The sequence below is a fragment of the Ollibium composti genome (assembly GCF_004801285.1).
Taxonomy (GTDB): domain Bacteria; phylum Pseudomonadota; class Alphaproteobacteria; order Rhizobiales; family Rhizobiaceae; genus Mesorhizobium; species Mesorhizobium composti.
Window position 1 is genome coordinate 82,406 of record NZ_SSNY01000005.1, and the last position, 14,651, is coordinate 97,056.

At 65.1% G+C, this 14,651-nt stretch carries 15 protein-coding genes; 10 read left to right on the forward strand and 5 right to left on the reverse strand.

Going from position 1 to position 14,651, the window contains the following annotated elements; genetic code table 11:
• Positions 1 to 31: 31 nt before the first annotated feature.
• The 4 genes from E6C48_RS10210 to E6C48_RS10225 form a co-directional block, all read right to left on the reverse strand.
• On the reverse strand, positions 32 to 172 hold the full coding sequence (locus E6C48_RS10210; protein ID WP_136356776.1) for a DUF1127 domain-containing protein: 141 nt from the start codon (positions 170 to 172) through the stop codon (positions 32 to 34).
• Positions 173 to 414: 242 nt separating this feature from the next.
• Positions 415 to 1,074: a peroxiredoxin gene (locus tag E6C48_RS10215; protein WP_136356778.1), complete on the reverse strand. Its 660-nt coding sequence runs from the start codon at positions 1,072 to 1,074 to the stop codon at positions 415 to 417.
• A gap of 177 nt (positions 1,075 to 1,251) precedes the next feature.
• Positions 1,252 to 1,623: a cell division protein ZapA gene (locus E6C48_RS10220; RefSeq protein WP_136356780.1), complete on the reverse strand. Its 372-nt coding sequence runs from the start codon at positions 1,621 to 1,623 to the stop codon at positions 1,252 to 1,254.
• A 4-nt stretch (positions 1,624 to 1,627) separates the two neighbouring features.
• Positions 1,628 to 1,900, reverse strand: a complete 273-nt coding sequence (locus E6C48_RS10225; RefSeq protein ID WP_136356782.1) for a DUF4164 domain-containing protein — start codon at positions 1,898 to 1,900, stop codon at positions 1,628 to 1,630.
• Positions 1,901 to 2,168: 268 nt separating this feature from the next.
• On the opposite strand from E6C48_RS10225, the gene tkt reads away from it, so the two are divergent.
• The 7 genes from tkt to E6C48_RS10260 all read left to right on the forward strand — a co-directional run bounded on the left by tkt (position 2,169) and on the right by E6C48_RS10260 (position 11,461).
• Positions 2,169 to 4,157, forward strand: coding sequence for a transketolase (gene tkt / locus E6C48_RS10230; RefSeq protein ID WP_136356784.1), 1,989 nt, complete (start codon positions 2,169 to 2,171; stop codon positions 4,155 to 4,157).
• 103 nt (positions 4,158 to 4,260) lie between these two features.
• Positions 4,261 to 5,271, forward strand: coding sequence for a type I glyceraldehyde-3-phosphate dehydrogenase (gene gap, locus E6C48_RS10235; RefSeq protein ID WP_136356786.1), 1,011 nt, complete (start codon positions 4,261 to 4,263; stop codon positions 5,269 to 5,271).
• Between the two features lie 182 nt (positions 5,272 to 5,453).
• Entirely contained in the window at positions 5,454 to 7,385 is a 1,932-nt protein-coding gene (locus tag E6C48_RS10240; protein ID WP_136356788.1) for a potassium/proton antiporter, read from the forward strand.
• A 149-nt stretch (positions 7,386 to 7,534) separates the two neighbouring features.
• Positions 7,535 to 8,731, forward strand: a complete 1,197-nt coding sequence (locus E6C48_RS10245) for a phosphoglycerate kinase (protein WP_136356790.1) — start codon at positions 7,535 to 7,537, stop codon at positions 8,729 to 8,731.
• Between the two features lie 147 nt (positions 8,732 to 8,878).
• On the forward strand, positions 8,879 to 9,772 hold the full coding sequence (locus E6C48_RS10250) for a fructose bisphosphate aldolase (RefSeq protein ID WP_136356792.1): 894 nt from the start codon (positions 8,879 to 8,881) through the stop codon (positions 9,770 to 9,772).
• A gap of 146 nt (positions 9,773 to 9,918) precedes the next feature.
• On the forward strand, positions 9,919 to 10,653 hold the full coding sequence (locus E6C48_RS10255) for a DUF899 domain-containing protein (RefSeq protein WP_136356794.1): 735 nt from the start codon (positions 9,919 to 9,921) through the stop codon (positions 10,651 to 10,653).
• An 85-nt stretch (positions 10,654 to 10,738) separates the two neighbouring features.
• Positions 10,739 to 11,461 (forward strand): SGNH/GDSL hydrolase family protein, encoded by a 723-nt coding sequence (locus tag E6C48_RS10260; protein WP_136356796.1) that lies wholly within the window; start codon positions 10,739 to 10,741, stop codon positions 11,459 to 11,461.
• Positions 11,462 to 11,467: 6 nt separating this feature from the next.
• Here the strand turns inward: E6C48_RS10260 and E6C48_RS22525 are convergent, their stop codons facing one another.
• Complete coding sequence (locus E6C48_RS22525; RefSeq protein WP_168734497.1) at positions 11,468 to 11,629, reverse strand: hypothetical protein; 162 nt, start codon at positions 11,627 to 11,629, stop codon at positions 11,468 to 11,470.
• A gap of 185 nt (positions 11,630 to 11,814) precedes the next feature.
• Between E6C48_RS22525 and E6C48_RS10265 the strand changes: the two genes are divergently transcribed.
• Genes E6C48_RS10265 through E6C48_RS10275 form a run of 3 tightly spaced genes read left to right on the forward strand, consistent with a single transcriptional unit; the run spans position 11,815 to position 14,640 of the window.
• Entirely contained in the window at positions 11,815 to 12,918 is a 1,104-nt protein-coding gene (locus E6C48_RS10265) for an ABC transporter ATP-binding protein (protein ID WP_136356799.1), read from the forward strand.
• Between the two features lie 2 nt (positions 12,919 to 12,920).
• The gene (locus E6C48_RS10270; RefSeq protein ID WP_136356801.1) at positions 12,921 to 13,844 is read left to right on the forward strand and encodes an ABC transporter permease; all 924 of its coding nucleotides are present in this window, start codon (positions 12,921 to 12,923) and stop codon (positions 13,842 to 13,844) included.
• On the forward strand, positions 13,837 to 14,640 hold the full coding sequence (locus tag E6C48_RS10275; RefSeq protein WP_136356803.1) for an ABC transporter permease: 804 nt from the start codon (positions 13,837 to 13,839) through the stop codon (positions 14,638 to 14,640). The genes E6C48_RS10270 and E6C48_RS10275 overlap by 8 nt, the downstream gene beginning before the upstream one ends.
• Positions 14,641 to 14,651: the final 11 nt, after the last annotated feature.

The window sequence follows — 14,651 nt, forward strand, 5'->3', positions numbered from 1 at the left end:
AGCGTCGGCTCTACTTTCCGGCGTTACCGGCTCAGATCGAGGCGCGGGCGACGCGCTCGATGTCGGCGCGGGCGATGCCCAGGTCGTTGAGCTCGCGGTTGTCGAGACGGCTCAGCTCGCGGACGGTCTGGTTGAAACGGCGCCAGTTCTTATAGCTGCGGATCAGGTTCATGGTTCTCTCCATCGGGTTAAGATCAATTCGATGCCGCTCAGATAGGCGGTCCCGATCGAGAGATGAAGAGATGCTTTTGCATAGCGGCAATGCGTTTGTGCATTGCAACATTAAAGGATCGTAAACAGGCAGAGGCGGGGGCTCGACGCCTTATGACGTATGGGAAGGGGCGCCGGCTCCGTTCCATGGTGCGGCGCACAACGATCCGGCCGCGCGGTTTCGCGCGGCCGGTCGCAGGAGGCTCAGGCGCTCGGCTGCTTGGCCTTGCGGATATAGGGCAGGATGGTCTCGAAGGCGCCGAAGCGCTTGACCGCGTCCTCGTCGGACACCGAGCCGGCGATGACGATATCCTCGCCCGGCTTCCAGTCGGCCGGGGTGGAGACCGGGAACTTGGCGGTGAGCTGGATGGAATCGATGGCGCGCAGGATTTCCTGGAAGTTGCGGCCGGTCGACATCGGGTAGGTGAGGATCAGCTTGATCTTCTTGTCAGGGCCGATGACGAAGACCGAGCGCACGGTCTGGTTGTCGGCCGGCGTGCGGCCCTCGGAGCTGTCGCCGGCATTGGCGGGCAGCATGTCGTAGAGCTTGGCGACCTTGAGTTCCTTGTCGCCGATCATCGGGTAGTTGACGGCGTGGCCGGTCGCCTTCTGGATGTCGCCCTTCCATTTGACGTGGCTTTCAACCGGGTCGACCGAGATGCCGATGATCTTGGCGTTGCGCTTGTCGAATTCGCCCTTGAGGCCGGCCATGGTGCCGAGCTCGGTCGTGCAGATCGGCGTGAAATCCTTGGGATGCGAGAACAGCACGGCCCAGCCGTCGCCGATCCAGTCGTGGAAATGGATCGGGCCGTCGGTGGTGTCGGCCGTGAAATCCGGTGCGATGTCGTTGATACGAAGGCTCATGGGACTTCCCCGCTGCTGGATGTGAAGAGGACGCGGATGCCGGCGGCATCGCTCGACCCTGATCATAAGACTAGCGCAAAAGCCGACGGAAGGAAATTTCCGACAGCGGCAAAGGCTGTTTCCGGTATGGATTTCCGGGAAAGCGACGATCCGTGAAAATTTATCGCGGTCGAGACGCTACTGGGCGGCCTTGCGCACCGCCAACGTGCCGGCAAGGTCCTCCATGCGCTGGGCCAGCGCGCCCAGCGCGCCGGTCAGCGCGGCGTCGTTCTTGTCGGCCTTGGTCAGCGCGTCGTCGCGCGTCTTGCGCAGCGTCTGGACCTCGCTCTCCATGCCCTTGATGCGCTTTTGAAGTTCCGACAACTCGTCCATGACCATGATGCCGGCCATGACGGTGAGCCGCTGGTCGCCGATCTCGCCGAACGAATCCTTGAGGTGCGAGACATAGCGGTCGAAGCGCTGGGCGAGATCGATCAGGTGCTCTTCCTGCCCCTCGTCGCAGGCCATGCGGTACTGCTTGCCGTCGATGGAAACGGTAACCTGCGCCATGACCTCACCTGTCCAAAACGGCGCGGATGGTTTCCATGGCGGTCACCAGCCGGCGCGACACTTCCTTGTTGGCGTCTTCCAGCCGTTCGGCGCGCGCTTCGGAATTGTCCAGTTCCTGCGCCAGCCGCGAACGGTCGGCGTTCATGCGCTGCACTTCCGCCTCGGCCTCGGAATAGTCGCGTTCGTGCTCCAGCCGTTCCGCGACGACGTTTTCCAGGCCTTCCATGGCCTTGCCGAGCCTTGCGATGACTTCCTTGAGCGTGGTTTCGCCGGTCATGGTTCCGTCGGGGCCTCTCCCCATCACCGAATCGCGCGTGTTCAGAACGCGTTAAGTGCGAAACATTAGGCGGCGGATGAAACAAACGTCAATCAAGCCGCGTCCACTATCCCCCGCAAAGGCCGAATTGAGCGGACAATGCGACAAGTTTACCGGCGCGATCCTTATTTAAATCGATTTAGGTTTTATTGACTCAGGCCGCCGGCCTGCTATGTGTCGCGCCAGCCTTCCCTATCGTCTGCCCCGACCCGTCTACATGGAGGAAACCATGGTTTCGCGCGAACAACACGACCGGATGGCGAACGCCATTCGCTTTCTGTCCATGGATGCGGTCGAGAAGGCGAATTCAGGCCATCCGGGCCTGCCGATGGGCTGTGCCGACATCGCCACCGTGCTGTTCACCCGCTTCCTGAAATTCGATCCCAAGGCGCCGCACTGGGCCGACCGCGACCGCTTCATCCTGTCGGCCGGCCATGGTTCGATGCTGCTCTACTCGCTGCTCTACCTGACGGGCTACGAGGACATGACGATCGACGACATCAAGAATTTCCGCCAGCTCGGCGCCCGCACCGCCGGCCACCCGGAATATGGTCATGCCGCCGGCATCGAGACGACCACCGGTCCGCTCGGCCAGGGCATCGCCAACTCGGTCGGCTTCGCGCTCGGCGAGCGCATCATGAACGCCGCCTTCGGCAACGATCTCGTCGACCACTACACCTATGTGCTTTGCGGCGACGGCTGCCTGATGGAGGGTGTCTCGCAGGAAGCGATCTCGCTGGCCGGGCACCTGAAGCTCAACAAGCTGATCGTCTTCTGGGACAACAACAACATCTCCATCGACGGCCCGGTTTCGCTGGCCGACAACACCGACCAGGTCGCGCGCTTCCAGGCGTCGGGCTGGAACGCCACGCATATCGACGGCATGGACCCGGAAGCCATCGCCTACGCCATCGAGGCGGCCCGCCATTCCGACAAGCCGACGATGATTGCGTGCAAGACGACCATCGGCTTCGGCGCCCCGACCAAGGCCGGCACCAACAAGGCGCACGGCTCGCCGCTGGGGGCCGAGGAAATCGCCGGCGCCCGCAAGTTCTTCAACTGGAGCGACGCTCCCTTCGAGATCCCGGCCGACGTGCTCGCCGCCTGGCGCGAGGCCGGCAAGGCCGGTTCCAAGCCGCGCGCCGAGTGGGAAGGCCGCCTCGCCAAGTCGGACAAGAAGGCCGAGTTCGAGCGCCGCATGGACGGCAAGCTGCTTCCCGGCCTCGACAAGGTGATCGCCGACTACAAGAAGAAACTGGCCGCCGACAAGCCGAAGGTCGCCACCCGCAAGTCGTCGGAGATGGCGCTGGAGGTCATCAACGGCTTCCTGCCCGAGACGATCGGCGGCTCAGCCGACCTGACCGGCTCCAACAACACCAAGACCAGCCAGACCAAGAACATCACGCCGGACGACTACGGCCAGCGCTACGTTCACTACGGCATCCGCGAGCACGGCATGGCGGCGGCCATGAGCGGCTTGACGCTGCATGGCGGCATCATCCCCTACGGCGGCACCTTCATGTGCTTCACCGACTATGCGCGGCCCTCGATGCGCCTCGCCTCGCTGATGGGTATCCGCTCGATCTATGTCATGACGCACGATTCCATCGGCCTCGGCGAAGACGGGCCGACGCACCAGCCGGTCGAGCATCTGGCCGCACTTCGCGCCATTCCCAACCACAACGTCTTCCGCCCGGCCGACGCCACCGAGACGGCCGAGTGCTGGCAACTCGCGCTGGAGAACCAGAAGACGCCGTCGACGCTGGCGCTGACGCGGCAGAACCTGCCGGCGCTGCGCACCGAGTTCGTGGCGGAAAACCTGTGCGCGAAGGGCGCCTACGAACTGGCTTCGGCCGAGGGCGGCGAAGCCGAGGTCTCGATCTTCGCCACCGGCTCGGAGGTCGAGATCGCGCTCGGCGCCCGCAAGCTCCTGCAGGAGAAGGGCCACCCCACCCGCGTCGTCTCCGTGCCCTGCTTCGAGCTGTTCTTCGCGCAGGACAAGGCTTACCGGGAAAAGATCCTTGGCAAGGCGCGCGTCAAGGTCGGCATCGAGGCGGCCATCCGCCAGGGCTGGGACGAAATCATCGGCACCGAAGGCATCTTCGTCGGCATGACCGGCTTCGGCGCCTCCGGCACCATCGAGCAGCTCTACCCGCATTTCGGCATTACGGCGGAAGCGGCTGCCAAGGCGGCGCAAGCGCGGCTCGCCGGCAAGTGAGTTCCGGCGCCGTGAGGCCTGGCCCGCGGCGCCACAGGGTTGAAACCCGCGCCGGCCTGGCCGGCGCACAGAACCGGCGGTTACCGCCGCCCAGGAGAAGCACATGACTGTCAGAGTTGCCATCAACGGTTTCGGTCGCATCGGCCGCAACATCCTGCGCGCCGTCTATGAATCCGGCCGCAAGGACATCGACATCGTCGCCGTCAACGATCTCGGCCCGGTCGAGACCAACGCGCACCTGCTGCGCTACGACAGCGTTCACGGCCGCTTCCCGCATGAGGTGAAGGTGGACGGCGACACCATCTCCATCGGCTCGGGCAAGATCAAGGTCACCGCCGTGCGCGATCCCGCGCAGCTTCCGTGGAAGGACCTCGGCGTCGACATCGCCCTGGAATGCACCGGCATCTTCACGTCCAAGGAAAAAGCCTCCGCCCACCTGACCGCCGGCGCCAAGCGCGTCATCGTCTCGGCTCCCGCCGACGGCGCCGACCTGACTGTCGTCTACGGCATCAACCAGGACAAACTGACCAAGGACCACATCGTCATCTCCAACGGCTCGTGCACCACCAACTGCCTGGCGCCGATGGCCAAGGTGATGAACGACCTCGTCGGCCTCGAGAAGGGCATGATGACGACGGTGCACTCCTACACCGGCGACCAGCCGACGCTGGACACCATGCACAAGGACCTCTACCGCGGCCGCGCCGCAGCCCTGTCGCAGATCCCGACCTCGACGGGCGCCGCCAAGGCGATCGGCCTCGTCCTGCCGGAACTGAAGGGCAAGCTGGACGGCATCTCCATCCGCGTGCCGACCCCGAACGTCTCGCTGGTCGACCTGAAGTTCGTCGCCGGCCGCAACACGACGGTGCAGGAGGTCAACGACGCGCTGATCGCCGCTTCCGACGGCAAGCTCAAGGGCGTCATGACCTACACCCGCGCCCCGCTGGTTTCGAGCGACCTGAACCACGATCCGCATTCGGCGACGATCCTGCTCGACCAGACCAAGGTGATCGACGGCAACTTCGTCAACATCCTCGGCTGGTACGACAACGAATGGGGTTTTTCGAACCGCATGGCCGACGTCACGGCGACCTTCGCCAAGACCATCGCCTGATCGGGCTGAAGTTTTCGAGAATGGGAGACGCCCGGCAATTTGCCGGGCGTTTTCGTTTGTGTTCCCTGCAAAAAATCCGACGTTCGGAGACAAAAAACATAACGTCGCCTTGCACTGGCCACGCCTTCGCCCCACTCTGACGTAAATCCACAAGCGCAGATTTCGGAGGGGGCCCATAGCGCATGGAACATGCGATCTATCTCGTCACGCTGGTTGGCACCGGCCTGGTCGTCGCCGCCGCGTTTTCGAGCCTGATCGCCTTTCGTTTCGGCGCCCCGCTGCTGCTTCTGTTCCTCTGCATCGGTCTGGCGTCGGGCAGCGACGGCCTCGGCATCCAGTTCGACAACGCCCGTTTCGCCTATTTTGCCGGCTCACTGGCGCTGGCGGTCATCCTGTTCGATTCGGGCTTCGGCACGCCGCTCAAGGTGATGAAGCAGGCGGCCGGGCCGGCGCTGTCGCTGGCGACTGTCGGCGTCGTGCTCACCACCGGCATTTTCGGCGTCGCCGCCTTCTACCTGCTCCATCTCGGCTGGCTGGAGAGCTTCCTGCTCGGCGCTTCCGTCGCCTCCACCGACGCCGCCGCCGTGTTCTTCCTTTTGCGCGCCGGCGAGATCAACCTGCGCGAGCGTGTGCGCTCGGTCCTCGAGGTCGAATCCGGCACCAATGACCCGATCGCCATCTTCCTCACCATCACGCTCGTCGAGGTGATCGCCGCCGGCGCCAATCCGGAAGCCAAGGTATTGGTTACCGACCTCATCCTCGGCTTCTTCGTCTCGATGGGGCTCGGCGCCGTCGTCGGCCTGCTGGGCGGCATGGGAATCGTCAGGCTGGTCGAGCGGCTGCAGTTGGATTCCGGCCTGTTGCCGATCTTCGTCATCACCCTGTCGCTGATGGTGTTCGCAGCCGCCGGCGCCATCGGCGGTTCAGGCTTCCTCGCCGTCTACCTCGCCGGCATGGTCGCCGGCAATTCCGACATCCGCGCCGTCACCGTGCTGAAGCGCTTCCAGGACGGCATATCGTGGCTGGCGCAGATCATCATGTTCCTGATCCTCGGCCTGTTCGCGACGCCCTCGCAGTTTCCGGAATTGCTGTTGCCGGCGGTGGCGCTCGGCCTCATCCTGATGTTCGTCGCCCGGCCGCTCGCCGTCTGGTTGTGCCTCATGCCCTTTCGCCTGCCGCGACCGGAAGTCGCCTTCGTGTCGTGGGTGGGCCTGCGCGGCGCCGTCTCCATCCTGCTTGCGATCACGCCGCTGCTCGGCGGGCTGGAGCACGGACGGCTGATCTTCAATTCCGCCTTCATCATCGTGCTGGTGTCGTTGGTGGTGCAGGGCTGGACGGTCGGACCGCTGGCGCGGCGCCTCGGCCTCATCGTGCCCGCCCGCATCGGCCCGCTCGACAAGGTCAATCTCGAACTGCCGGGCGCGGCCCGCCACGAACTGCTCGCCTACAGGATCGTGCCGGGCAGCCCGGTGGCGCGCGGCGAGCGCATCCCGCGCTGGGCGCGGCCCTCGCTGGTGGTGCGCGAGGGGCGCGCCATGCGCTTCCAGGACGTCGGCCGCGTGACCGCCGGCGACTATGTCTACATCTTCGTGCCTGACCGGTATCCGCAACTGCTCGACAAGCTGTTCGCCAGCCGGGCGGCGGTCGACCCGGAGGACGCCGATTTCTTCGGCGCCTTCGCCGTCGATCCGGCACGGCCGGCGGCGGAACTGGACAGCGCCTATTCCGTCGGCCTCGGCGAGGAGGACCGCAAGCTGACGGTCGCGGCGCTTGTGCTCGAACGGCTGGGCGGCAAGGCAGAGTATGCCGACCGCGTCTCCATCGGCCCGATCGAGCTGATCGTGCGCGACGTCGACGACAAGGGCCGGATCACGGCACTCGGCCTCTCCTTCGAGCCGACCGCGCCGGTGGCGCGCGTGCCGGTCTTCCTCAGCGCCGGCGAGATCCGGGATCGGCTGAAAGCCTGGCTTGCCGCGCGCAGGCAGCTGAAGGCGGCTGCATCTGACAAGGCGCCGCCGGGACCGGCGCGCGAGGCGGCAGCGGAGCGCCCCAAGCCGTCCAACGACGATGCGCCGGAAGACCCGTCCGACACGCCGCTGGGCACCGCCGCCTGAGAGCCCTTTTAAAAATTCCGTCAGGCCGGGCTGCAAACGGCCTGACGGTTTTTCAAAAAGGCTCTGAGCGATTTTCGTCAACCGCCGGGCGCGTCTTGCATCGTGCGCGCGGCCTTGTATGGTCCGGCGGCTTTCAGGAAGGATCGGAAATGGCTGGTTTCAAGACATTGGACGACATCGGCACCATCGCCGGCAAGCGCGTTCTGGTGCGCGTCGATCTGAACGTGCCCGTCGCCGACGGTAAGGTCAGCGACACCACCCGCATCGAGCGCATCGTTCCGACCCTCGACGAATTGTCGAAGAAGGGCGCCAAGGTCATCCTGCTGGCGCATTTCGGCCGGCCGAAGGGCGCGCCGTCGCCGGAATTCTCGCTCGATCCCATCGTCAACGCCGTCGAGGCCCTTGTCGGCAGGCCGGTCGCCTTCGCCGCCGACTGCATCGGCAAGGAGGCCGCCGACGCCGTGGCGAAGATGAAGAACGGCGATATCCTGCTGCTGGAGAACACCCGCTTCCACAAGGGCGAGGAAAAGAACGATCCCGATTTCAGCAAGGCGCTGGCCGCCAACGGCGACCTCTACGTCAACGACGCCTTCTCGGCCGCGCACCGCGCCCACTGCTCGACCGAGGGGCTGGCCCACCTTTTGCCGGCGTTCGCCGGCCGCACCATGCAGGCCGAGCTGGAAGCGCTGGAAAAGGGCCTCGGCAACCCGGTCAAGCCGGTCGTCGCCATCGTCGGCGGCGCCAAGGTGTCGACCAAGATCGACCTGTTGATGAACCTCGTGAAAAAGGTCGACGCGCTGGTCATCGGCGGCGGCATGGCCAACACGTTCCTGGCCGCGCGCGGTACCGATGTCGGCAAGTCGCTGTGCGAGCACGATCTCGCCGGCACCGCCAAGCAGATCATGATCGAGGCGGCCGAAGCGGGCTGCGCCCTCATCCTGCCTGTCGACGGCGTGGTGGCGCGCGAGTTCAAGGCGGGCGCGGCGAGCGAGACGGTCGCCATCGCCGAGGTGCCGGCCGACGCCATGATCCTCGATGTCGGGCCGAAGACCGTCGAGGCGGTCAACCAGTGGATCGACCGCGCCGCCACCCTGGTCTGGAACGGTCCGCTCGGCGCCTTCGAGATCGCGCCCTTCGACGCCGCGACGGTTGCCGCGGCGAAGCACGCGGCGGCTCGCACGAAGGCGGGCAAGCTGGTGTCGGTCGCCGGCGGCGGCGACACGGTGGCGGCGCTGAACCATGCCGGCGTGGCCGACGACTTCACCTATGTGTCGACCGCTGGTGGCGCCTTCCTCGAATGGATGGAAGGCAAGCCGCTGCCGGGCGTGGACGTGCTGAAGGCCTAGCGGCGATGTTCATCTTGCCGGTCGCAGGGCAGGATGAAACACTTCCACATCGCAAGTGATATCATTCAATCGATTCAAGGTTTTTGCTGGCATTCCATCGAAAATTTTCTTCTGTTAAGCGCCAGACAGACAATGCGGGAGAACGAGATGAACAAGGACATGGCCGCGCAGGCCGCACACAAGGACGGTTTCATTGCGGCGCTCGACCAGTCGGGCGGCTCGACGCCGAAGGCGCTCAAGCTCTATGGCATCGACCAGAGCGCCTGGTCGAGCGACGCCGAGATGTTCGACCTCGTCCACCAGATGCGCACGCGCATCATCAAGGCGCCCGCCTTCACAGGCGACAAGATCATGGGCGCGATCCTATTCGAGCAGACGATGGACCGCGACATCGACGGCATCCCGACCGCGCAGTACCTTTGGGAAAAGCGCCATGTCGTGCCCTTCCTGAAGATCGACAAGGGTCTGGCCGAGGAGAAGGACGGCGTCAAGCTGATGAAGCCGATGCCGGACCTCGACGCGCTCTTGAAGCGTGCCGTCGCCAAGGGAATCTTCGGCACCAAGGAACGTTCGGTCATCGACGCGGCGAACCGACAAGGCATCGCGGCGATCGTCGCCCAGCAGTTCGAGGTCGGCCGGCAGGTGCTGTCGCATGGTCTCGTGCCGATCATCGAGCCGGAAGTCACGATCTCGATCCCCGACAAGGCGGAAGCCGAGGACATCCTGCTCGGCGAGATCAAGAAGCATCTCGACGACGTGCCGGCCGGCAGTAAGGTGATGCTGAAGCTGACGCTGCCGACCAAGCCGAACCTCTACAAGCCGCTGATCGACGATCCGCGCGTCATGCGCGTGGTCGCGCTGTCGGGCGGCTATTCCCGCGACGAGGCGAACGACAAGCTCAGGCACAATGTCGGCATGATCGCCTCCTTCTCGCGCGCGCTGACCGAGGGGTTGACTGCGCAGCAGAGCGACGCCGAGTTCAACGCGGCCTTGGCGTCGGCGATCGACAGCATTTTCGACGCCTCCAGCGTGAAGGCATAGCCGCTCGCGCGACGATCGAATGCAGCATGACGAAGCCGGGCCTCGCGCCCGGCTTTTGCTTGCGCCGGGGTATCCGGATATTTTTTCGAGCCATTGTCGCAAATCGTCCTTCCCGAACGTCATGAAGACAAAGGAAGGAGTTTTCGATGTCGAAGAACAAGATCGTTCCCCAATCCGAATGGTTCGCCGCGCACAAGGAGCACCTCAAGCGCGAGAAGGAGTTGACGCGCTTGCGCGACAGGATCGCCGCCGAGCGGCGCGCCCTGCCGTGGCTGAAAATCCGCAAGGACTATGTGTTCGAGACGGAACGCGGTCCCGAATATCTGGCCGACCTGTTCAAGGGCCGCAGCCAGCTCATTGTCTACCATTTCATGTTTCCGCCCGGTGCCGACTACCGCTGTGAGGGCTGCTCGCTGCTGGCCGACCATATCGACGGCGCCGAGCAGCATCTCAAGCACAACGACGTGTCGCTGGTCGTTGCGGCGCGCGCGCCGCTGGCCGAACTTGTGCCCTACAAGCGGCGCATGGGTTGGAAGTTCGACTGGGTGTCGTCCTATGCCAGCGACTTCAACTTCGACTTGCAGGTGTCCTTCACCGCCGGGCAGATCGCCGAAGGCGAGACGGTCTACAATTTCGAGAAGAAGGCGTTCACCTCGCGCGACCTGCCGGGCGCCAGCGTTTTCTTCAAGGACGACCAGGGCAATATCTTTCTTACCTTCACGACGCGGGCGCGCGGCGGCGAGCCGCTGATCACCGCCTACGACTATCTCGACATGGTGCCCAAGGGCCGCAACGAAGACGGCCGTGGCATGATGGCCTGGGTGCGGCTGCACGACGAGTACGAGGACGACAGCGGCTCCGGCGAAAGCTGCTGCCACTGAGGCCGGGTGCGGTCGCGACAGCGGTTCACCTCGGCGCGGCGATAGGGTAAGGCTCGGCGTTTTCAGCAACGGACGCCTTGCCCTCATGTCCCGCCTCGCCGCCGCGCTCACCTGGCTCGCCTTTCCCGTCTATGCCTGGCAGGGGCTCGGCGTGCGCCGCCGCACGGCGCGCATGCTGCCGGCCGAAGGCCCGGTGATGCATGCGCTCGCCGGCGCCGAACCGGCGCTCGCGCTTCTGGTGCTCGGCGATTCCTCCGCCGCCTCGGTCGGCATCGATCGCACCGAGGAAGGTCTTGCCAGCCATCTCGCCCAACTTCTCAACGAGCGGACCGGACGTGCCGTGCGCTGGCGCGCCGCCGGTTTCAATTCGGCGACCTCGGGCCAGATCCGCGATTTCGTCCTGCCCAACCTCGCGCCCGAGCCGTGGACGCACATCGTGCTCGCCATCGGCACCAACGACACCAAGAATTTCCATTCCGTGCCGCGCTTCAAGAAGGACTTCGGCGGCCTGCTCTATGCGTTGAGGGCCAAGTGGCCCGAGGCGCGCGTGCTGTGGTCGCCGGTGCTGGAGTTCACCCGCGCACCGGCGATGCCCGGCCTGCTCGGCAAAATCCTCGAAGTCCGCGCGCAGGAGATGAACCGCATGGGCGAACGCCTGTGCAACGAGCGCGGGGCGGTGCCTCTGCCGCGCCTGCCGATCACCGATCCGCAGGCGGGGTTTTCGGACGACGGCTTCCATGCCTCGGCGGCCGGCTACCGTGCCTGGGCTGAGCACCTAGCGCCGCTCGTCCTCGGCGACGGTCCCTGAACCGAATCAGGTCCAGTGGCTGAGCGCCGCCGTCAATGAGATCGCCGCCAGTGCCAGAACCGCCAGTTTCCAGAAGTCGGCGCGCCGCCTGAGGCCGGGCAGGCCGAGCGGCTTGAAAAGATGGACCACCATCATGGCGAGGATCAGGACGGCGAAGACTTTCGACATGCCCCGTCTTTGAGCAGCGCCGCGCCGAACTGTCAAAGCCCTGCCGTCTTCGATGCGTCCGGCCGGCGCATGACGTGCTTGCAAATGCCGTCGTCATTTTGATCGGCCCGGTTGCCAAGCTCCGCCGCTTGTGGTGACAATCGGGAGAGGGAACAGGATCCGCCGGCAAGAGCGGGCCCGCAGCAATGGGGTGGAGTGTGCCCGACAGGAATGCCATCGAAATCCGCGGCGTCCGCAAGGTCTTCGGTGCAGGGGAAAATGCTGTCGTGGCGCTGGACACGGTGTCCGTCCCCATCCGCGAGAACGAGTTCTTCACGCTTCTGGGGCCGTCCGGCTGCGGCAAGACCACGCTTCTGCGGCTCATCGCCGGCTTCGACTATCCGAGCGCCGGCGAGATCCTGCTCTACGGCGACGACATCGCGCCGCTGCCGCCCTTCAAGCGGCCGGTCAACACCGTCTTCCAGTCCTACGCGCTGTTTCCGCACATGACGGTGGCGGAGAACATCGGCTTCGGGCTGGAGATGCTGGACAGGCCGAAGGCCGAGGTGAAGGCGCGCGTCGCCGAGATGCTGAAGCTGGTGCGCATGGAACAGCTCGCCAACCGCCGCACCAGCCAGATTTCCGGTGGCCAGCAGCAGCGCGTGGCGCTGGCCCGCGCACTGGCGCCGCAACCCAAGGTGCTGCTGCTCGACGAACCGCTTTCGGCGCTCGACTACAAGCTGCGCAAGGACATGCAGATCGAGCTGAAGCGGCTGCAGGGCGAGACGGGCATCACCTTCATCTTCGTCACCCACGACCAGGAGGAAGCGCTGACCATGTCCGACCGCATCGCGGTGATGTCGGCGGGCAAAATTCTCCAGGTCGGCGCGCCGCGCGATATCTACGACCGCCCGGCCGAGCGCTTCGTCGCCGACTTCATCGGCGAGAGCAATTTCCTCAAGGGAGAAATCGCCGGCACGGCAGGCGGGCGTGCGACGGTGAGGCTGTCGTCGGGCGCCGAAATCCCCGCCTCGCTGCCGGAGGGTTTTTCGCCGAGCGGCGCGGTGACGATCGTCGTGCGCCCCGAGCATGCGCAGCTCGCCGCCGCGAACGGTGACGCCTCGCTCAGCGGGACGGTGGAAAACGTCGTCTATCTCGGCACGGATACACATTTCCACCTGCGGCTCGACGACGGTTCGCCCTTCATCGTGCGGCGGCAGAACAGCCGTGGCGGCGGCGAGGGACTGACGCAGGGCAGCCGCGCCCGGGTGCTGATCGGCGCCGACGCCGCGCAGGTCCTGAAGGACTGACGATGGCGAGCGCCGAGGAAATCGCCCGAGCCGCAGACCGCAAGGACATACGCGACCGCTGGCTGCTTTCGGCACCGGCGCTTATCATCATCTTCGTCGCCGCGATCGGCCCGCTGTTCGTCATGCTGGCCTATTCCTTCATGGTGAAAGGCGACTACGGCGACGTTAAGTTCGGCACCTTCTCGCTGGACGGCTGGACCTCGGTGCTGTTCGAGCGCGACATCTTCGACGATACGCTCGGCCTTGCCGACGCCCATCTGACGATCCTGTGGCGGTCGGTCCGGCTGTCCTTCTACACCACCGTGCTGACGCTGATCTTCGGCTTCCCGACCGCCTATTTCATCTCCACCCGGCCGCCGAAGACGCGCGAGGTCTGGGTCTTCCTCGTCACCATCCCGTTCTGGACGAACCTTTTGATCCGCACCTTCGCCATGCAGCAGGTGATCCGCAACGAGGGGCTGGTCAACACCGCGCTGATCCAGCTCGGCATCCTCGACCGGCCGTTGCAGATCATGAACACGGATACCGCCATCCTGCTCGGCATGGTCTACGTCTACCTGCCGCTGATGGTGCTGCCGCTTTATGCCTCGATGGAAAAACTGGACTTCCGCCTGATCGAGGCAGGCTACGACCTCTATGCCTCGCGCTGGCAGGTGCTGCGGCGCATCATCCTGCCGCTGGTCAAGCCCGGCGTCATCGCCGGCTCGATCCTCGTCTTCATCCCGTCGCTCGGCGCCTACGTCATCCCGCGCGTGCTCGGCGGCGGCAAGAACATGATGCTGGGCAACCTGATCGAATTGCAGTTCGGCGCCGGCCGCAACTGGCCGCTGGGCGCGGCCATTTCCATAACCCTGATGGCGCTGGTGATGGTGGCGCTGCTGTTCTACGTGCGCAACGTCTCCCGCTCGGAGGCCGGCCATGGCTAAAAGGCCCTTCGACATCCGCGCGCAGCCCGGCTTCGGCTTCGTGGCGTTGCTGACCTTCTTCGCGCTTTACCTGCCGATCGCCGCACTCGTCGCCTATTCGTTCAACGCGGCGGATTCGCTGTCGCGCTGGGACGGGCTGTCGCTGCGCTGGTTCATTTCCGCCTGGCAGAACTCGACCGTGCAGGACGCGTCGATCCGTTCGCTGGTGCTGGCGGTATGGGCCGCCGCCCTGTCGACCGTCGTGGCCACCATGGCCGCGCTGGCGACGACGCGCACGCCGCCCTATCCGGGCCTGACCTTCAAATATGCGTTCATCAACCAGCCGCTGATGGTGCCCGAGATCGTCACTGCCGTGGCGCTCCTGATCGTGTTCTCACGCATCAAGGTGTGGACCGGCTATTCCGGCCTCGGCTACCTCGTCCTCGCCCACACGGCCTTCTGCATCCCGTTCGCCTATCTGCCGATCCGGGCGCGGCTGGAAGGCATGGACCTGAAGCTGGAACAGGCGGCGGCCGACCTCTACGCGAACCCCTGGCGGACGTTCCGCCATGTGACGCTGCCGCTGCTAAGGCCGGCGATCATCGCCGGTTTCATGCTCGCCTTCGTCATCTCGCTCGACGACGTGGTCATCACCGAATTCGTCAAGTCGGGCGGGCAGGATACGCTGCCGACCTACATGCTCGGCCAGCTGCGGCGCGAGACGACGCCGGAGATCAACGCCATCGCCACGGTGTTCCTGGCCCTGTCGGTCCTGCTCGTTACCGTGTTCTTCTTCGTCAACCGGCGCAAGCCATGAACAATCGCAAC